General features: G+C 41.2%; 13 protein-coding genes, 16 tRNA genes, 2 rRNA genes and 1 pseudogene. 27 read left to right on the top strand and 5 right to left on the bottom strand.

Features of this window, described 5'->3' with window-relative positions; genetic code table 11:
* Window positions 1-72 precede the first annotated feature (72 nt).
* The 19 genes and pseudogenes from SporoP17a_RS05970 (at window position 73) to SporoP17a_RS17230 (ending at window position 6,238) form a co-directional block, all read left to right on the top strand.
* Window positions 73-3,002, top strand: a 23S ribosomal RNA gene (locus SporoP17a_RS05970).
* 125 nt (window positions 3,003-3,127) lie between these two features.
* A 5S ribosomal RNA gene (gene rrf / locus SporoP17a_RS05965) occupies window positions 3,128-3,243 on the top strand.
* Window positions 3,244-3,283: 40 nt separating this feature from the next.
* A tRNA-Asn gene (locus SporoP17a_RS05960) sits at window positions 3,284-3,358 on the top strand.
* 5 nt (window positions 3,359-3,363) lie between these two features.
* A tRNA-Ser gene (locus SporoP17a_RS05955) sits at window positions 3,364-3,455 on the top strand.
* Between the two features lie 22 nt (window positions 3,456-3,477).
* Window positions 3,478-3,552 (top strand) — tRNA-Glu (locus SporoP17a_RS05950).
* A 45-nt stretch (window positions 3,553-3,597) separates the two neighbouring features.
* Window positions 3,598-3,673, top strand: a tRNA-Val gene (locus tag SporoP17a_RS05945).
* A gap of 18 nt (window positions 3,674-3,691) precedes the next feature.
* Window positions 3,692-3,766, top strand: a tRNA-Met gene (locus SporoP17a_RS05940).
* 1 nt (window position 3,767) lies between these two features.
* Window positions 3,768-3,843: transfer RNA gene (locus SporoP17a_RS05935), tRNA-Asp, on the top strand.
* A gap of 46 nt (window positions 3,844-3,889) precedes the next feature.
* Window positions 3,890-3,965: transfer RNA gene (locus SporoP17a_RS05930), tRNA-Phe, on the top strand.
* Window positions 3,966-3,972: 7 nt separating this feature from the next.
* Window positions 3,973-4,045: transfer RNA gene (locus tag SporoP17a_RS05925), tRNA-Thr, on the top strand.
* 8 nt (window positions 4,046-4,053) lie between these two features.
* Window positions 4,054-4,138 (top strand) — tRNA-Tyr (locus SporoP17a_RS05920).
* A 3-nt stretch (window positions 4,139-4,141) separates the two neighbouring features.
* Window positions 4,142-4,212 (top strand) — tRNA-Trp (locus SporoP17a_RS05915).
* Window positions 4,213-4,237: 25 nt separating this feature from the next.
* A tRNA-His gene (locus tag SporoP17a_RS05910) sits at window positions 4,238-4,313 on the top strand.
* A gap of 51 nt (window positions 4,314-4,364) precedes the next feature.
* Window positions 4,365-4,440: transfer RNA gene (locus SporoP17a_RS05905), tRNA-His, on the top strand.
* A gap of 4 nt (window positions 4,441-4,444) precedes the next feature.
* Window positions 4,445-4,516, top strand: a tRNA-Gln gene (locus tag SporoP17a_RS05900).
* Between the two features lie 8 nt (window positions 4,517-4,524).
* Window positions 4,525-4,599: transfer RNA gene (locus tag SporoP17a_RS05895), tRNA-Gly, on the top strand.
* Window positions 4,600-4,606: 7 nt separating this feature from the next.
* Window positions 4,607-4,677 (top strand) — tRNA-Cys (locus SporoP17a_RS05890).
* Window positions 4,678-4,705: 28 nt separating this feature from the next.
* A tRNA-Leu gene (locus tag SporoP17a_RS05885) sits at window positions 4,706-4,786 on the top strand.
* 255 nt (window positions 4,787-5,041) lie between these two features.
* Window positions 5,042-6,238, top strand: a pseudogene (locus SporoP17a_RS17230) (ISL3 family transposase).
* 105 nt (window positions 6,239-6,343) lie between these two features.
* Here the strand turns inward: SporoP17a_RS17230 and SporoP17a_RS05875 are convergent.
* From SporoP17a_RS05875 to SporoP17a_RS05860, 4 genes are all read right to left on the bottom strand, one after another.
* Entirely contained in the window at window positions 6,344-7,264 is a 921-nt protein-coding gene (locus SporoP17a_RS05875; RefSeq protein WP_083033567.1) for a cation diffusion facilitator family transporter, read from the bottom strand.
* A gap of 174 nt (window positions 7,265-7,438) precedes the next feature.
* Window positions 7,439-8,062: a DUF421 domain-containing protein gene (locus SporoP17a_RS05870; protein ID WP_083033566.1), complete on the bottom strand. Its 624-nt coding sequence runs from the start codon at window positions 8,060-8,062 to the stop codon at window positions 7,439-7,441.
* Between the two features lie 336 nt (window positions 8,063-8,398).
* Window positions 8,399-8,560, bottom strand: coding sequence for a hypothetical protein (locus SporoP17a_RS16730; protein WP_156890531.1), 162 nt, complete (start codon window positions 8,558-8,560; stop codon window positions 8,399-8,401).
* A gap of 195 nt (window positions 8,561-8,755) precedes the next feature.
* Complete coding sequence (locus SporoP17a_RS05860) at window positions 8,756-10,429, bottom strand: ribonuclease J (protein WP_083033562.1); 1,674 nt, start codon at window positions 10,427-10,429, stop codon at window positions 8,756-8,758.
* Between the two features lie 386 nt (window positions 10,430-10,815).
* Between SporoP17a_RS05860 and SporoP17a_RS16985 the strand changes: the two genes are divergently transcribed.
* From SporoP17a_RS16985 to rpsN, 8 genes are all read left to right on the top strand, one after another.
* Window positions 10,816-11,025 carry a hypothetical protein gene (locus SporoP17a_RS16985; protein WP_237262392.1) on the top strand — a complete coding sequence of 70 codons (210 nt, stop codon included), beginning with the start codon at window positions 10,816-10,818 and terminating at the stop codon, window positions 11,023-11,025.
* A 66-nt stretch (window positions 11,026-11,091) separates the two neighbouring features.
* The gene (locus SporoP17a_RS05855; RefSeq protein WP_237262391.1) at window positions 11,092-11,724 is read left to right on the top strand and encodes a substrate-binding domain-containing protein; all 633 of its coding nucleotides are present in this window, start codon (window positions 11,092-11,094) and stop codon (window positions 11,722-11,724) included.
* Window positions 11,621-11,881, top strand: a complete 261-nt coding sequence (locus SporoP17a_RS17310) for an anti-sigma factor (protein WP_083033560.1) — start codon at window positions 11,621-11,623, stop codon at window positions 11,879-11,881. The genes SporoP17a_RS05855 and SporoP17a_RS17310 overlap by 104 nt, the downstream gene beginning before the upstream one ends.
* A gap of 298 nt (window positions 11,882-12,179) precedes the next feature.
* Window positions 12,180-13,607, top strand: a complete 1,428-nt coding sequence (locus tag SporoP17a_RS05845) for an MATE family efflux transporter (protein ID WP_083033558.1) — start codon at window positions 12,180-12,182, stop codon at window positions 13,605-13,607.
* 419 nt (window positions 13,608-14,026) lie between these two features.
* A complete protein-coding gene (locus tag SporoP17a_RS05840; RefSeq protein ID WP_083033556.1) occupies window positions 14,027-15,085 on the top strand; it encodes a metal ABC transporter solute-binding protein, Zn/Mn family in 1,059 nt (352 codons plus the stop codon).
* A 17-nt stretch (window positions 15,086-15,102) separates the two neighbouring features.
* Entirely contained in the window at window positions 15,103-16,209 is a 1,107-nt protein-coding gene (locus SporoP17a_RS05835) for a GTP-binding protein (RefSeq protein ID WP_083033554.1), read from the top strand.
* 31 nt (window positions 16,210-16,240) lie between these two features.
* Entirely contained in the window at window positions 16,241-16,390 is a 150-nt protein-coding gene (gene rpmG / locus SporoP17a_RS05830; RefSeq protein WP_083033552.1) for a 50S ribosomal protein L33, read from the top strand.
* A gap of 55 nt (window positions 16,391-16,445) precedes the next feature.
* On the top strand, window positions 16,446-16,715 hold the full coding sequence (rpsN, locus tag SporoP17a_RS05825; RefSeq protein ID WP_083033550.1) for a 30S ribosomal protein S14: 270 nt from the start codon (window positions 16,446-16,448) through the stop codon (window positions 16,713-16,715).
* A gap of 641 nt (window positions 16,716-17,356) precedes the next feature.
* On the opposite strand, the gene SporoP17a_RS05820 is transcribed toward rpsN, so the two are convergent.
* Window positions 17,357-18,292 carry a metal ABC transporter solute-binding protein, Zn/Mn family gene (locus tag SporoP17a_RS05820; protein ID WP_083033548.1) on the bottom strand — a complete coding sequence of 312 codons (936 nt, stop codon included), beginning with the start codon at window positions 18,290-18,292 and terminating at the stop codon, window positions 17,357-17,359.
* Between the last annotated feature and the right edge of the window lie 376 nt (window positions 18,293-18,668).

Raw genomic sequence — 18,668 nt, 5'->3', positions numbered from 1 at the left:
GCATATTTGCGATTCAAGCAATCTTTTTAACCTTCTAAATCCTATCGCTAGGATGAAGTTGGACCTTTTATAGGTTAAGTTAGAAAGGGCGCACGGCGGATGCCTTGGCACTAGGAGCCGATGAAGGACGGCACTAACACCGATATGCTTCGGGGAGCTGTAAGTGAGCTTTGATCCGAAGATTTCCGAATGGGGAAACCCACTGTCCATAATGGGACAGTACGTGTATGTGAATACATAGCATACTCGTGGCACACCCGGAGAACTGAAACATCTAAGTACCCGGAGGAAGAGAAAGAAACATCGATTCCCTTAGTAGCGGCGAGCGAAACGGGAAGAGCCCAAACCAAGAAGCTTGCTTCTTGGGGTTGTAGGACACTCTATACGGAGTTACAAAGGAATGTGGTAGATGAAGCGACCTGGAAAGGTCCGCCGAAGAGGGTAAAAGCCCCGTAATCGAAAGCACATTCTCTCCAGAGTGGATCCTGAGTACGGCGGAACACGTGAAATTCCGTCGGAATCCGGGAGGACCATCTCCCAAGGCTAAATACTCCCTAGTGACCGATAGTGAACCAGTACCGTGAGGGAAAGGTGAAAAGCACCCCGGAAGGGGAGTGAAATAGATCCTGAAACCGTGCGCTTACAAATTGTCAGAGCCCGTTAATGGGTGATGGCGTGCCTTTTGTAGAATGAACCGGCGAGTTACGATTCCATGCAAGGTTAAGCTGAGAAAGCGGAGCCGCAGCGAAAGCGAGTCTGAATAGGGCGAATGAGTATGGGGTCGTAGACCCGAAACCAGGTGATCTACCCATGTCCAGGGTGAAGGTCAGGTAACACTGACTGGAGGCCCGAACCCACGTATGTTGAAAAATGCGGGGATGAGGTGTGGGTAGCGGTGAAATTCCAATCGAACCTGGAGATAGCTGGTTCTCTCCGAAATAGCTTTAGGGCTAGCCTCAAACGAAAGAATCTCGGAGGTAGAGCACTGTTTGGACGAGGGGCCCATCCCGGGTTACCGAATTCAGACAAACTCCGAATGCCGATGATTTATGTTTGGGAGTCAGACAGTGGGTGATAAGATCCATTGTCGAGAGGGAAACAGCCCAGACCACCAGCTAAGGTCCCCAAGTATCTGTTAAGTGGAAAAGGATGTGGCGTTGCCCAGACAACCAGGATGTTGGCTTAGAAGCAGCCATCATTTAAAGAGTGCGTAATAGCTCACTGGTCGAGTGGCGCTGCGCCGAAAATGTACCGGGGCTAAACAGATCACCGAAGCTGTGGATTGACCTTAGGGTCAATGGTAGGAGAGCGTTCCAAGGGCGTTGAAGCTAGACCGGAAGGACTGGTGGAGCGCTTGGAAGTGAGAATGCCGGTATGAGTAGCGAAAGAAGGGTGAGAATCCCTTCCACCGAATGCCCAAGGTTTCCTGAGGAAGGCTCGTCCGCTCAGGGTTAGTCAGGACCTAAGTCGAGGCCGATAGGCGTAGACGATGGACAACAGGTTGATATTCCTGTACCACCTCCCCGCCGTTTGAGTAATGGGGGGACGCAGTAGGATAGGGTGAGCACACAGTTGGTTGTGTGTCTAAGCAGTGAGGTGGAGAACGAGGCAAATCCCGTTCTCATCCAACACCAGGCTGTGATGGCGAGGAGATTTAATCTCCAGAGTCCCTGATTTCACACTGCCAAGAAAAGCCTCTAGCGAGGCGGGAGGTGCCTGTACCGCAAACCGACACAGGTAGGCGAGGAGAGAATCCTAAGGTGATCGAGAGAACTCTCGTTAAGGAACTCGGCAAAATGACCCCGTAACTTCGGGAGAAGGGGTGCTCTGGTAGGGTGAATAGCCCGAGAGAGCCGCAGTGAATAGGCCCAGGCGACTGTTTAGCAAAAACACAGGTCTCTGCAAAATCGTAAGATGACGTATAGGGGCTGACGCCTGCCCGGTGCTGGAAGGTTAAGAGGAGGGGTTAGCGCAAGCGAAGCTCCGAATTGAAGCCCCAGTAAACGGCGGCCGTAACTATAACGGTCCTAAGGTAGCGAAATTCCTTGTCGGGTAAGTTCCGACCCGCACGAAAGGCGTAACGATCTGGGCACTGTCTCAACGAGAGACTCGGTGAAATTATAATATGCGTGAAGATGCGCATTACCCGCGACAGGACGGAAAGACCCCGTGGAGCTTTACTGTAGCCTGATATTGAATTCCGGTGCAGCCTGTACAGGATAGGTAGGAGCCTTGGATTCCGGAGCGCCAGCTTCGGAGGAGGCATTGGTGGGATACTACCCTGGCTGTATTGGACTTCTAACCCTTGCCCGTGATCCGGGCAGGAGACAGTGTCAGGTGGACAGTTTGACTGGGGCGGTCGCCTCCTAAAGAGTAACGGAGGCGCTCAAAGGTTTCCTCAGAATGGTTGGACATCATTCGCAGAGTGCAAAGGCATAAGGAAGCTTGACTGCGAGACCTACAAGTCGAGCAGGGTCGAAAGACGGACTTAGTGATCCGGTGGTTCCGCATGGAAGGGCCATCGCTCAACGGATAAAAGCTACCCCGGGGATAACAGGCTTATCTCCCCCAAGAGTCCACATCGACGGGGAGGTTTGGCACCTCGATGTCGGCTCGTCGCATCCTGGGGCTGTAGTCGGTCCCAAGGGTTGGGCTGTTCGCCCATTAAAGCGGCACGCGAGCTGGGTTCAGAACGTCGTGAGACAGTTCGGTCCCTATCCGTCGCGGGCGCAGGAAATTTGAGAAGAGCTGTCCTTAGTACGAGAGGACCGGGATGGACATACCGCTGGTGTACCAGTTGTCTTGCCAAAGGCATCGCTGGGTAGCTATGTATGGACGGGATAAATGCTGAAAGCATCTAAGCATGAAGCCCCCTTCAAGATGAGATTTCCCATTACGCAAGTAAGTAAGATCCCTCAAAGATGATGAGGTGGATAGGTCTGGGGTGTAAGTACGGCGACGTATGTAGCTGACAGATACTAATCGATCGAGGACTTAACCTATTATAAAAAGTAGTTACTTGAACTACACAATGTCTTTTATTCAGTTTTGAGTGAATAAAATCTTTTCGAGAAAAGTATTGACTTTCACACTCAGTTTGATATAATAATCATGGCTTTGAAAACAGTTCAGTGATGATGGCAAAGAGGTCACACCCGTTCCCATACCGAACACGGAAGTTAAGCTCTTTAGCGCCGATGGTAGTTGGGGGTTTCCCCCTGTGAGAGTAGGACGTCGCTGGTCTGTTCAATAAGTTAAAAACATAATAACCATATCACATTATTCCGCAGTAGCTCAGTGGTAGAGCAATCGGCTGTTAACCGATCGGTCGTAAGTTCGAGTCTTACCTGCGGAGCCATTATTGGAGAGCTGTCCGAGTGGCCGAAGGAGCACGATTGGAAATCGTGTAGGCGGTTTGCGCTGCCTCAAGGGTTCGAATCCCTTGCTCTCCGCCAGATGTACGCTTTCATTTTATATGGCCCCTTGGTCAAGCGGTTAAGACACCGCCCTTTCACGGCGGTATCACGGGTTCGAATCCCGTAGGGGTCACCATTTTTAGAACAAGTATTACTACAAGTCAAATTGTGATATAACCCAGGAGGATTAGCTCAGCTGGGAGAGCACCTGCCTTACAAGCAGGGGGTCGGCGGTTCGAGCCCGTCATCCTCCACCATTTATTTTATAGTATTATCGCGGGGTGGAGCAGTGGTAGCTCGTTGGGCTCATAACCCAAAGGTCACAGGTTCAAATCCTGTCCCCGCAACCAAGGTCCCGTGGTGTAGCGGTTAACATGCCTGCCTGTCACGCAGGAGATCGCGGGTTCGATTCCCGTCGGGACCGCCATTTTATACATACGCTTCAAAGGCGTCTTTCTAAAAATAACAAATGTGGCTCAGTAGCTCAGTCGGTAGAGCAAAGGACTGAAAATCCTTGTGTCGGCGGTTCGATTCCGTCCTGAGCCACCATGTATATGCCGGTGTAGCTCAATTGGTAGAGCAACTGACTTGTAATCAGTAGGTTGAGGGTTCAAGTCCTTTCGCCGGCATCCTTACTGGTGGGGTAGCGAAGTGGCTAAACGCGGCGGACTGTAAATCCGCTCCCTCCGGGTTCGGCGGTTCGAATCCGTCCCCCACCACCATTTAGGGGCATAGTTCAACGGTAGAATAGAGGTCTCCAAAACCTTTGGTGTGGGTTCGATTCCTACTGCCCCTGTATTTTTAAATTAATATTTATTATGGCGGTCGTGGCGAAGTGGTTAACGCATCGGATTGTGATTCCGACATTCGGGGGTTCGATACCCCTCGTCCGCCCCATTTTTTCCAAAAAGTTAAAACCATTACTATACTGTAAGTAATCATATCATGGCGGGCGTGGCGAAGTGGTTAACGCATCGGATTGTGATTCCGACATTCGGGGGTTCGATACCCCTCGTCCGCCCCATTAATGGGGTATAGCCAAGCGGTAAGGCAACGGACTTTGACTCCGTCACTCGTTGGTTCGAATCCAGCTACCCCAGTCATTTTTGCGGAAGTAGTTCAGTGGTAGAATACGACCTTGCCAAGGTCGGGGTCGCGGGTTCGAATCCCGTCTTCCGCTCCACTATGTTGGCGGCATAGCCAAGCGGTAAGGCACGGGTCTGCAACACCCTTACCACCGGTTCGATTCCGGTTGCCGCCTTATAATTTTATATAATTATTTTACACGTGCCCGAGTGGTGGAATGGCAGACACGTCGCACTCAAAATGCGATGCCGCGAGGCGTGCCGGTTCAAGTCCGGCCTCGGGTATCACCAGGTTTTATCGTGTTAATTTAGGTAAGATCTATAGCATCTACAAACGTTGATATATTAACGTTTGTAGATGCTTTTTATTTGTATATAATTCATTCGAGTACATAGTATGTAGAAGCTTATTAGGCTTTTTGGTTCTATAATAAATGTTGGGGTTCTCAAACAATTGAACAAAAAAATGCACGTGATCACCAATTTCTTTTATACTTGAATTGTCGAGAAACAAGTTAAAGAGGAAGGTGATACGTGCATATGAATAATACCATGAATATGCGGGGGTTAAAAGGTCTGGAGGTTAATAAAAAGAGACCGATTCGCACTTCATGTTTCCCTTCCTCTGAAGTCTCACCAATGCCTGCTTGTGGAATGCTGACAAAGAAGATCCATGATTATCGCATTCAGAAAATTAAACACCACAAATGGTTTGAATGTTTGAGTGTTCTGTTTTACAAACGTCGTCGGTACGCATGTCCATGTGGGAAAAGGTTTGCGGAGAAATTACCATTTGTCGATAAGTATCAACGGTATTCTAAAGAGTGGAATCGTGTAGTTCGTATTCGAAGTGTGAAAGCGAAGACCTTTAAAGAAGCAGGGGAAGTGTTAGGTACATCCAGCTCAACTGTGATTCGCCGTTTCAAAGAAGTAGCGAAAAATGAATTGAAAACAGGAGGTAGATTGCCTAAAGCGATTGCGATTGATGGATATAAAGGCGATACAGATGCCGGTACCTATCAATTGTCATCGCGGATGCAGAAACTCATGAATCCCTAGGTATCTTGCCGAACCGCAGGAAAGACACCATCAAAGATTACCTTTATCAATATGGAGCTGACGTTGAACTTGTGTTGATGGATATGAACCCAAGCTTTAAAGCAGCAGTGAAGACGGCGTTAGGTCGCCCAGTCATTGTCGCTGACCGCTTTCATTACTGTCGGTATATTTATTGGGCAATTGACGAAGTACGACGTAAATTTCAGAAAGAGTGGCATGCATATGACCGTAAGAAGTGTAAGCGCATGCGACACGTGCTTTACAAGCGAAGTGAAAAACTAACTGACAAACATCGTTGGTATCTGAATCGCTATCTAAGTATGTCGGACGAGTTGAAGACCGCTTACGAATTAAAGGAAGCCTATTGTGAATGGTTTGATTGGGGCCAAGACAACAGACGATGTAGTCGAGGTGAAAAGAAGAGTACAAGACTTTTACCGAAAGGGAGAGAAAGGGCACATACTAGCGTTTTTAAAAGCGATTCAAACACTTAAAAACTGGCAGGTAAAGATTCTATACAGTTTCTCCTTTAAGTACTCGAACGAATTCCTAGAAGGTATTAATAACAAAACAAAAGTGATGAAACGCAATGCCTATGGCTTTAAACGTTTCGATCACTTTAGAGCGAAAATCTTATTAAACATACAGTATAAAGAAATTGGGGTTCATTTAGGTTGAAGGGTGATGTGCGAGTTACATCACCCGAACGTTTGATTTAGAACCATATTTTGATGCTTTACTAAAGAAAAACAGATGAATATTAATAGAGGTATTCTTAAGTTATTAAGACTCTTGATTAATTTTACAAATTAAGGAGTCGTCATGTGAATGATCACCGCTCTCCATCTGAATCGTTACATGATGGATATTTTTTTGAATTAATTCCTGTTCTATTGTTCGTAATATTTTTTGGCTCTCTTGCACAGTTAAGGCTCCATTAATTACCGCATGACATGATAAAGCATTTTGTCCACTTGTAATGCTCCATACATGTAAATCGTGGATGCTTATAATACCGGTTACGTTTTCTATTGTTTGGATCACTTCATCTACATCAACATCTTCTGGAGTACCTTCCATTAATATATGTACTGCGTCTTTGGTTACTCGCCAACCACTTATCAAAACGAGAATAGCAACAATAACACTTGCTATTGGATCCGCTAGATTCCATCCTAAAAACATAATGAGTAATGCAGCAATAACTGCACCAACAGATCCTAATAGATCACCAATTACATGAAGAAATGCCGCACGTATGTTTAAGTTTCCTTTTGTATCACCTTTGCGCATGAGTATCCATGCAACAAGAATATTTATTAGTAAACCAATGGAAGCAATAAGTAACATACCAGTCGATGCGACTGCGGGTGGCTCTGCCAAACGATGGAAAGCTTCATAAAATATGTAGATTGAAATTAGTATAAGTGTAACCCCATTAAATATAGCGGCTAGTATTTCAAAACGCTTATATCCATAGGTTTTACTATAATTCGCAGTCTTCTCTCCTAATGTAAAAGCCAATAGACCAACCCCAAGTGATATGGAGTCACTTAACATATGTCCTGCATCGGATAATAAAGCAAGACTATTAGTAAGGAATCCTCCTATCGCTTCAATAATCATATAAATTGTGATGATTATAAAGCTAATCATTAAGGCTTTTTTGTTTGTACCATGTGCATGGTTATGATTGTGATTCATTTTTAACACCTCCAATCTCCAATAGTACATTAAATCATATTCAGATCCAAATTGTTACTATGTAAACGCATGAATATAGCAGTCGCAAAAGAGGGGAATCCTAATGCGACGCTATGGCAGAGTAGAATGTATATAATCATCATCTCGTTAGAAGTTATAGTTGATGGAAATTTTCTATTGTAAATGTTTTGGGACATCTGAATTTCCATTGCTATTTTGTATTCCTTGTATATTCTCTTGTAAGGTCTCGGTGAAAATATTATTGCTTTGATTAGAAAAATGTTGAGGTTTTTTTGTATTATTGTTACTAATTAAATCATGAAGGTCTTGAATATCTTGCTTGGTTGCGGGTTGCTTGTTCGATTTTAACGTATAACCTAACTGTCCACTGGTTTCTAATGTTGCATATTGAACATCACTAATATGTGTAACACCCACTTGCCTTAAGCGCTCTTCTAGTTTATCTACAGTTAACCGATGTTTCTTTAAATTACTCTCATTTAATGTTCCGTTCTCAATAACAGGTATTGCTTTACCTGAAAAAGCACCTTCCGCTTTGTCAATTTTTAATTGGATATATTCGGTTGCTAGTAAGAGGAGTATTAATAAACCAGCTACCATAAAGGTGTTCTTAAGACCATGACCTGCAACTGGTTGGATTAGCAATGTACCAATTGAAATTATGATCACAGTTTGGGGAATAGTCATCTGTGAAATGGTTTTTCTTCCACCAATTCTTAAAAATAGAGTTCCTACTATAAAAATAAGGACTGTTTGCCAAACGAGATTGAGATCCATTATAAATTATCCTTTCTAAAAATAAAGTATTATAGAAATTGCTTGCGAAATAAGTTGTATAACACAACATGGCAGTATATAGGTCTGCATCACAACGTTACTTGGAGGGGGAATGATGGCCTATGCAGGAAAAGCCAACCGTTATGTGGCTGGCTTGGTGTACATACTCGCAGAAACTTCATGTCAGCTGCAACATAAGCATAGCTACAATTGTCATTACATGTATTTAATGTTGGCAAATACAATAATTGTGTTTATAGCCTCCAAGACAATTTTGTTCAAAATGAATATTCACGATTTTGTCCATAAAAACTAAACTATTTCACAGTGTTTCATTCATTGCAATAATTCGCAGCATTTAGCTATACATTCTTCTAGATCTATTACAGCATGTTGCATTTTCTGTTTGGCTTCATGATGGGCCATTGGTAAAGCATTGTTCAAATGCGTTAACGCTCTCTCGCATTCCGAGATACCTTCCTGAATATGATTGGTCATTGGAAAGCATTCCTTTCAATTAAAAAAATGGTATAGGTATATTGTTTGCCTGTTTATTCTTTTCTATTCACATAAACAAAAGGAGCCTGTTGGCAGGCACAATGGAATGAAAGATGACGGACCATCAAACAACTCCGCAAGGCATGTAAATGTTCTGTTATTCCTAAAAGGGTTTTGGAAATTATTACATCAATTTCATATTTCAATTACGAACGGAAGAATCATCGGTCTTCTTTTTGTTTGAGTATATAATAGCTGCTCAATTGCCTTTTTTAGATGATGTTTTAATTCGCTACTTTTATCTCCATTCGATTGTCTTGATTCATTAATGATCGTAATGACTAGCTGATTCACTTCATGCAGAATATCTTCTGCAGCACGTTCATAGACGAATCCACGGGAAATGATCTCGGGGTTAGAAATGATTTTCCCATCCGCTTTGCTTAGGGAAATCACAATAATCAACATTCCTTCTTCTGAAAGCAATTTACGGTCACGTAATACAATTTTCCCGACATCTCCAACGCTTAGCCCGTCCACAAAAACGCTACCAGCTTGTATCCGTCTTGTTTGGCTAGCGACAGTATTGTTAATATCTACTACATCACCATTGTTAATGATGAAGATGTTTTCACTCTTTACTCCTACGGATTCGGCTAATGTTCGATGTTGCTGAAGCATGCGGAACTCACCATGAATCGGGATGAAATAAGTTGGCTTCATTAAGGTGAGCATGAGTTTTAATTCTTCCTGTAAGGCGTGTCCTGAAACATGCATACCGGATGTGCTACCGGATCCATAGAGTACCTTGGCCCCTAAATGGAATAAATTATCGATGATGCGTGACACACTTTTTTCATTACCAGGTATAGGGCTTGACGCAAGAATGACGGTATCTCCAGCTAATACAGATACTTGGCGGTACGTTGAAGTGGATAAGCGTGATAAAGCTGCCATAGGCTCACCTTGACTGCCTGTACATATAACGACAACTTGTTCAGGTGCCATCCGATTGATTTCATTTGCTTCTATTAAAGTGCCATCAGGTATTGTTAGATATCCGAGTTCTGCTGCAACAGATACAATGTTCACCATACTTCTACCAAGTAACGCAACCTTTCGATTTGTTTTAAGCGCAGCATTAATAATTTGCTGAACACGATAAACATTGGATGCAAATGTAGAAATAAAGATTTTTTGATTGGCCTTACGAAATGCATCTTCAATATGTTCGCCAACGACCCGTTCAGATTGTGTGAAACCTGGACGTTCAGCATTCGTGCTCTCGGATAATAAAAGCAACACTCCGCGGTCCCCAATTTCGGTCATTTTATGAAAATCTGGATATTTTCCATTTATAGGTGTTAAATCAAACTTGAAGTCGCCTGTGTGTACCACAGTCCCTTCTGGTGTATGAATCGCAATTCCTAGACAATCCGGAATACTATGATTTACATTGAAGAATGTCATGTTGATCGTACCGGCTTCGACATTCGAATCCGCATGAATCGTCTTCAGTTCCGTTGCACGTAGAAGTCCGTGTTCTTTCAATTTCAATTTAATTAAACCGAGCGTCAATTTAGTCGCATATACGGGAATACTTAGCTGTTTTAGTAAGTATGGAATGCCGCCGATATGATCTTCATGTCCGTGAGTCACAATCAATGCACGAATTTTATCTTTGTTCTTTTGCAAATAGGATATATCTTGAATAATTAAATCTACCCCTAATAAAGTTTCATCTGGGAACTTGGCTCCGCAATCGATAATGATGATATCCTCTTCATATTGGATTACGTACATATTTTTACCGATTTCATTGATGCCACCCAAAGCAAAAATGGATAACGTGCTTTCTCCTATACTCAATGCAAAAACCCCTTACAAAGTTATTTTTAATAAGTTAGATGTAGATTATGATGACCATCATAGCGAATTTTATGTAGTATCACCGAAGATGACTTTCTCTGCTTATTTCTTAATGTGGGAAGCCATCGCCATGCGACGACGAGATTTCACACTACGATTTTTTGTTGAAGGTAGATCCTATATATTAGAAGAGTTCTTCACATCCTTTACTATCGCCAACTAAAAATCGACTCAATCTTATACTGCAAACGTTTTTTAGAAGAAAATACATTACCCTATTTTTGAATATCGTCGTGTTTCGTTTAAAATAATGTTCAATCAAACCATTTAGTCTTTTCTGTCGTTTCCTTTAATAGAAGTAACTAGTTGAAAGGTGGTCGAGAAGATTGAAGAAAATTGGTTTTGTGCTGTTCGTCATTCTGATTGTTGCAGGATTGATTGTGATGACTAGCATGGATAGTGAAAAGCAAGTTAAGTCGAAAAAGGATGATAATATTGTTTTTGTTTATGGTCCGGGTGGTCCTTTTGGTCCGATGGAAGAGTTAGCGAAGCATTTTTCTAAAGGAAAAGGCATTCAAGTTCAAGTGATTGCGTGACCGGAAGGGAAATGGCTTGATAACGCAAAAGAAGATGGGGACATTATTTACGGTGGCTCTTCCTACATGTTACGTAACTTTTTATTTTCACATCCAGGATTATTAAACGAAGACTCTTGGGTTGAATTATATTCCCGTCCCGCAGGAATTCTTGTGAGGAAAGGAAATCCAAAAAATATTCAAACGTTTGCTGATTTAACGAAAGAACAAGTCCGCATTGTCGATGTCAACGGAGCGGGTCAACTTGGACGTTGGGAAGATATGACGGGTCGTAAAGGACTAATCCCCGGTATACAACAAAATATTGCGGTTTCGGTTAAAACGAGCGCTGAAGCAATAGAACTTTGGAACTCAGATTCAACAATCGATGCATGGATCACTTATGAATCTTGGTATTACCGTCTTCAAAATGAAACGGACTTGGTAACGTTTCCGAAAGAGGATAAGTTATATAGAGGGACAACAGCAGCTTTAACAGTAAAAGGTGCGAATAAAAAGGCAGCGGAAAGTTTTTTAACTTATTTACAAACAGAAGAAGCCCATGAAGTTAAATGCTGCAGATGGAGAAGATGGGGAAGTATACGGTCAAGCATTTTTGATAAACAAAAGTGGAAAAGAGGAGCACGTCGTAAATGTATTCGATTTTCCTCAAACGAAAGGGCAAGAAGTATACCAAGTGTGGTTGATCGACAATGGTAAACGCCAGAGTGCGGGTATCTTTAGACCAGATAAGGAAGGTTACGGTGTCCTAACAGTTGACATGTCAAAACTTAATTCATTTGACACTATCGGGATTACTTTGGAACCGAATACTAAAAGTAAACAGCCTAAAGGAAAGAAAATTGTTGGAACTTAAAATTGTATTTCAGGTACCGATGCTAGAAATCATCATGGATACTTAAAAGGGCTTGAAAAAATATTCTCCCCTCTATGGAAAAGAGGGAATAGTTATCGTAAAAGACCGCGCTTCAATCGAGCCAGTTATTTGATAAATATTTTGGCAAATAAAGACCTCTTTCGATTAGTGATCATCATGATGTAATCCTCATCTTTGTATACGCCGTAACAGATTTTTAAACTTCATTAACATTTGTGTTAATTCAAAGGTTAAGAAACTAATTACGGGCAATACTCATAATCTTGGGAGGATTATCGTGAAAAATAATGATGTTACTATACCTGTTTCAAAAAGCTCAAAGGATAAAATTAAGATTATTTTAGTGCTGGCATTGCCAGCAGTCATAGAAAATCTATTTCAGACGATTCTCGGCTTTGTTGATACTTACTTTGTATCGAAAATTGGCCTTGCTGAGGTTTCAGCAGTTGGTGTCACTAATGCTTTACTCGCCATTTATTTTGCTTTGTTTATGGCAATTGGCATTGCAGCTAATGTAAGAATAGCAAATTTCATTGGAGCAAAACAGCCGGAAAAAGCACGGCATATTGCCCAACAATCGGTTATATTAGCTATTTTGTTTGGCATATTGACGGGAATTATTACGATTTTCTTTGCAGAACCATTATTAAAGTTGATGGGAATAGAAGATAATGTGCTAAAGCCAGGGATTATTTACTTTAAAATCGTAGCTGTCCCTTCTGTATTTATGTCTTTAATGTTTGTCCTAAGTGCGGTCTTAAGAGGAGCTGGTGATACACGTGCTCCAATGAAAGCCAGTATTTTAATTAACATAGTGAATGGTGTGCTGGACTATATTTTAATTTTAGGGTTCTGGATCATTCCCGAAATGGGCATTACTGGAGCTGCTATAGCAACTGTTGTTTCAAGAATTATCGGTAGTATCATTCTCTTTTATTATATAAAGCGCACCCCAGTTCTTGCTTTTAGGAAAGATTATTGGAAACCAGATAAACAACACATAAGGGAATTGGTAACTCTCGGAGGCCCCGCTTCTGGTGAAAGGCTAGTCATGAGGATTGGACAAATCGTTTACTTTGGATTCATTGTCGCACTTGGTACAAATGTATTTGCGGCTCATCAAATTGCAGGGAACGTGGAGGTTTTATCCTATATGATTGGCTACGGCTTTGCAACCGCGGCAACTATTCTTGTAGGACAGCAAATTGGTGCAGGGAATATAGGCGAAGCAAAAAAATATGCAGTTCTTTGTACAGGGATTGGTATTTGCTTAATGACCATTATAGGCGTTTTGCTTTTCACTTTAGGAAACTGGGCGGGCAGCTTATTTACGAATGATACTGAGGTAATTGAAAATATCGGAACCTCCTTGAAAGTATCGGGTATATTCCAACCATTTCTCGCTTTATTACTCATTCTTACCGGTGCATTTCAGGGAGCGAATAACACGAAGTTTCCAATGTACTTGACAGCCGCTGGTATGTGGGGAATTAGAACATTACTTGTGTATGTATTAGGCATTCAACTTGGATGGGGACTCCTAGGTGTATGGATTGCAATTGGAATAGATATTGCTTTTAGGGCTGTAGTATTAGCTATACAATTTAAGCGTGATAAATGGATATCTGTTAAAAAGGATGCTGTAGATGAATGTCATCCTCAAACGTCAAAAGAAACTATGTCAGGATGTGTTAATAACTACTAAATAAATTTGAAGGATTCTGACATAGAACAAAATCAGCTAGTAGATATCCGAGTGTAATAGCCCGGACTCCTTGGGCGGTATGAAGTAAGTCAAATGTATCTTTAATTTAATTTAATTTGAAAAGCAGTTCAACCTTAAATCACACGGGTTGGGTTGCTTTTTTTGTGCGCCCCGAATGTGCGTAGTCTATAGGCTGCAAGTGCCGAACTTAGAAGTAACAGTAGCACTTACTGACATAAGTGAAATATCATTGGTGTTTTAAGGGTCCAATAGTTGCTCTGTTTCTCAATGATATAAAATAAGAAATAATAAGTATTATAAAAAAATACAGTTGCAAATTATAAAACTTGCTTGTATGATAAAAAAACAACCAAAACGTAATCATTACGATTTAGGGAAATGAAGGAGGAATTGATTCAATGAGTAAGTGGTTTCTTGCTACTCTATCAGTAATTGTTTTATCATTGCTCACAGCATGCGGTAACAAAGAGCAAGTAAAAGAAAACGTAAAAGAAAAAGTGGAGCCCGAAAGTAGTGAAGACATCTTGTCTGTCTATACAACTGCATATCCGCTTCAATATTTCACAGAAAGGATTGGTGGAGACACGGTTGATGTACATTCTATTTATCCACCCGGGGCCGATGAGCATACATTTACCCCTACACAAAATGATATGATGGCACTTGCTGATTCGGATTTATTCTTTTATATCGGACTTGGGCTTGAAGGGTTTGTAGAGGGTGCTGAAGAGACAATGAAAAGTGAACACGTCAAAATGATAGCGGTTGCTGACAATATCTCCAAGGAGTTGCTTGGCAATGTGAATGATGACGTTGTACATGATTTACATGACGAGGCTGAGGAAGTACATGATTCGCATGAAGAGGCTGAAGAAGTACATGATGAACATAACGAAGCCGAAGAAGCACATGATGACCATGAGCACGGTGAATTCGACCCCCATGTGTGGATTTCACCAATATTAAGTATAGAACTTGCAACAACAATTAAAGACTCGCTTATCGAAGCATCTCCCGAAAAAAAGGATACGTTTGAGCAAAACTTTGAAACGCTAAAAAAAGACTTACTCGAACTCGACCAAAAGTTTAAAGACATGGCTTCGAATGCCCCCATAAAAACATTTTTCGTCTCACACGCAGCTTTCGGTTATATCGCTGATACGTATGGACTTAAACAAGTTGCCGTTGCCGGGTTAAATTCACAAAGTGAACCTTCACAGAAGCAACTAGCTTCTCTTGTTGAATACGCAAAAACGCAGGACTTGAAATATGTATTATTCGAACAAAACGTCTCTTCTAAACTAACTGACGTCATTCGAAAAGAAATCGGGGCGGATTCACTGATGTTGCATAATCTTGGCGTCCTAACAACCAAGGATTTGGACAATAAAGAGGATTACTTTTCTTTAATGGAATACAACATTGAAACACTTTCGAAGGCATTGAGTAATAAGTAAAGGTTGAGGTGTGGAAAATGAAAAATAGGATACCAGTTACAGTGTTAAGCGGCTACTTAGGTTCGGGGAAGACTACCTTATTGAATCATATTTTACACAATCGAGATGAGCTAAAAGTCGCTGTTATTGTTAATGATATGAGTGAAGTGAATATTGATGCTTCTTTGATTAAACAGGGAGGCTTTTCACGCACAAAAGAAAAGCTAGTGGAGCTACAAAATGGTTGTATTTGTTGCACGCTTCGCGAGGATTTAGTGCTGGAAGTGGAAAAGTTGTCGGCTTTTGGCGATATTGACTACATTGTTATCGAATCTTCGGGAATCAGTGAGCCAATTCCAGTAGCGCAGACATTTACCTATATAGACGAAACACTTGGCATCGATTTATCAAAGGTTTGCAGATTAGATACTATGGTTACCGTTGTAGACGCAAACGCATTTTGGCAAGACTTCACTTCTGGAGAAACTTTGCTTGAACGACGGGAAGCCGTAACAGAAGGAGATGAACGAGAAATAGCTGATTTACTTATCGACCAGATTGAATTTGCCAATGTGCTGCTGTTGAACAAGACGGACCTAATTCCTTCAGAAAAGATGGGCGAATTGAAAGGGCTTCTTCACGCGTTAAACCCTGACGCCAAGATCATCAAAACAGTGCAATCCCAACTAGCACTGAGTGAAGTACTTGACACAGGATTGTTTGATTTTGAGACTTCTAGTCACAGTGCTGGATGGATCAAAGAACTGAATGAGGAGCATGTTCCTGAGACAGAAGAGTATGGGATTGCGTCATTTGTTTATCGGAGTCAAAAGCCATTTCATCCGGAGCGCTTAAGGAATTGGCTTTTAGAATGGCCGGTTGAAATAGTTCGTGCAAAAGGCTTTCTTTGGTTGGCTACTAGGAATGATATCGCGGTTTTAATTTCCCAAGCTGGTCCATCTTTAGGGATTGAAAGAGCAGGATTTTGGGATGCGGATTCCGGTGAAAAGATGAATGAGTTAGTCTTAATTGGTATTGGAATGAATCAGCCGGAAATTATGGAAGGCTTGGATAATTGCTTACTTACAGAAGAAGAATTAATACAAGATTGGACCAGTTTTATAGATCCATTACCTGTTTTTTAAATCGGAGTTTAATTTAGAGGGGGAGTTAGTTATGAGAGTGAAAATTACATTGGCTTGTACTGAGTCAGGAGACCGAAATTATATCACAACAAAAAACAAGCGCAATAATCCGGAACGTATTGAATTGAAAAAATTCAGCCCACGCTTGAAAAAAGTTACACTTCATAGAGAAACGAAGTAAAAAAATTTATAAATTTTCAAATCGGAATGATTACTGATTGGAAGGAAGGGATAAAATGGCCAAAAAATCAAAAATAGCAAAGAATAAAAGGCAGCGACAGTTAGTTGCGCATTACGCTACACTTCGTAAAGAGCTAAAGGAAAAAGGAGATTATGAGGCTTTAAATAAGCTGCTCAAGAATTCCTCGCCGACACGTTTGAAAAATCGCTGTGAAGTAACGGGAAGACCAAGAGGGTATATGCGGAAGTTTAATATGTCACGTATAGCTGTTCGGGAACTCGCACATAAAGGACAGCTGCCAGGTGTAAAAAAAGCAAGTTGGTAGGTGGTATTCAGCCATTCTTCTAATAAAGAATGGTTGAATTTTTTCAGTGAAAATGATGTAAGAAGTGGAAAATGAATAAGTAGTTAATGATATCATTGTTAAGATGAAAGGTTAAAAAGTTTTCCGAAGAAAAGAAGAGCCTGTAGTATTTCAACGTCTTTTTTAATCCATCCTTCCGGTCTAACTTATGCAGCAAGAATTTCAACTTGTATATCAAAAATCACTACAATTTCTGCATCTTTATAATTTTCCTCGCACTTATATTTATCAAGCGTCGAAAATAGCACCGTGCTTCCAAATACCGCTCAAACTGTTCGCTTTCAAATCCTTCTTATGTTTTTTGAAAAGCGCCATTGCATCTGTTTCCAAACTTTCTATTATGGATTTTTCAAGCCGCTATTTAATATATATGAATCAAAAAGACATCGTTCCTCAAATAAATAGAGGAAACGATGTTTTTTGATTTACACGGAGTTTTTAAATGACCTTGAACACTGCCAAGACACTTACTATTGCATTTTAAAAATGGTTAGCGAATATTATGAAATTTAACGGAATATAAAATCAAGGTTGGCGTTTAATAAAAAAGTCTGTCCTATGCGACGTGTTATTTATTACCAACATGGACAGCGATCATAAACTTATTCATCGCTCAGAGCTTTCTCAAGCGTTCGAATATTGTAGTTCATTAATGAGAAGTAGTCTTCTTTATTTTTTACGTCGTCATCCGTCAATACCCTAATATTATGGAGCATTAGTGATTCGGCTCCGATTTCTTTTCGTAGTACTTCTATTAACTTTGAGGACACGTTTGGTTCAAAGAAAATATACTTTACATCTTCTGCTTTCGCGTATTCTACAAAGGATGCTAGTTGTTTTTGAGAAGGTTTACTTTGCGAATTCAACCCAGCAATTGCGACTTGCTCAAGGCCGTACGTTTCGGCTATATAGCCAAATGTAGCGTGTGAAACGAAAAATCTTTTTTTGGATGTATTTGATACCATATCTATAAACTCTCGATCTAGTTTAAGTAGATCATCCCGTAAATTTTCAAAGTTATTCTCGAACTCATCTTTTTTATCCGGGGCTAGTTCGATTAAAGCCTCTTTAATGGAAAAAGCAAGTGCGTCACTCAAAATGGGTGACATCCATACATGTGGATCGAGGTTGCCGTCATCATGTACGTGTTCTTCATCAAGATGTTCCCCACCAAGCATTTCTTCTGTTATTGCTTCAGATGTAGCAACCATTTTTACATGTTCATTCTCCAGCGTTTTCTCGGCATTTTCTACAAAACCTTCAAGACCAAGTCCGATATAAAAGAATAAATCCGAATTAGCAAGGGACATTAATTCTTTTTGTGAAGGATCAAAAGTATCCTCCACTACACCTGTCGGATAGATTGATTTTACATCGACATGATTACCACCAATTCGTTCTGTAAAATACTGAAGTGGGTACACGGTTGTGTAAACGGATAGTTGGTCTGCGCTCTCTTTCTCACTCCCTTTATTGCTACAAGCTGCAAGCAGTACAATTGTGAATGATACAATAATTACGACTATTTTTTTATACATCAAGTAAAACCTCCCTCTATAAATATTGATGTATCAACGGTTTGACCCGTTGTTAGGGCGCCAAAAATATATTTTTGACACACTTGTTACCGTTTTGAATTTAATATGTGAATCTTCTAACAGCCTTTGGTACGCTACGCGGTCATCGCTGGATAATACTGGTTGCGATGCTAATACAATATACGATGCACTCTGGATCTCCGCATAGCTTATGATGACGTACCCTCCCATGTCTCTTGGCGTCTTAGCGCCTACATTCCTTCGTTCGGTCTAGTCATAAGGCGGAGGCTAGCTAAGCTCCTTTGGGGACTCACTGGTCGAATGGATAATATAATGCCGGCTTCTCCGTGTCATCCAATTTTCTAGTCGTTCACTA

The sequence above is a fragment of the Sporosarcina ureae genome, assembly GCF_002082015.1.
GTDB classification, from domain to species: Bacteria; Bacillota; Bacilli; order Bacillales_A; family Planococcaceae; genus Sporosarcina; species Sporosarcina ureae_A.
Note: the sequence above shows the minus strand (reverse complement) of the source record. Positions and strands in the feature narration are given on the sequence as shown.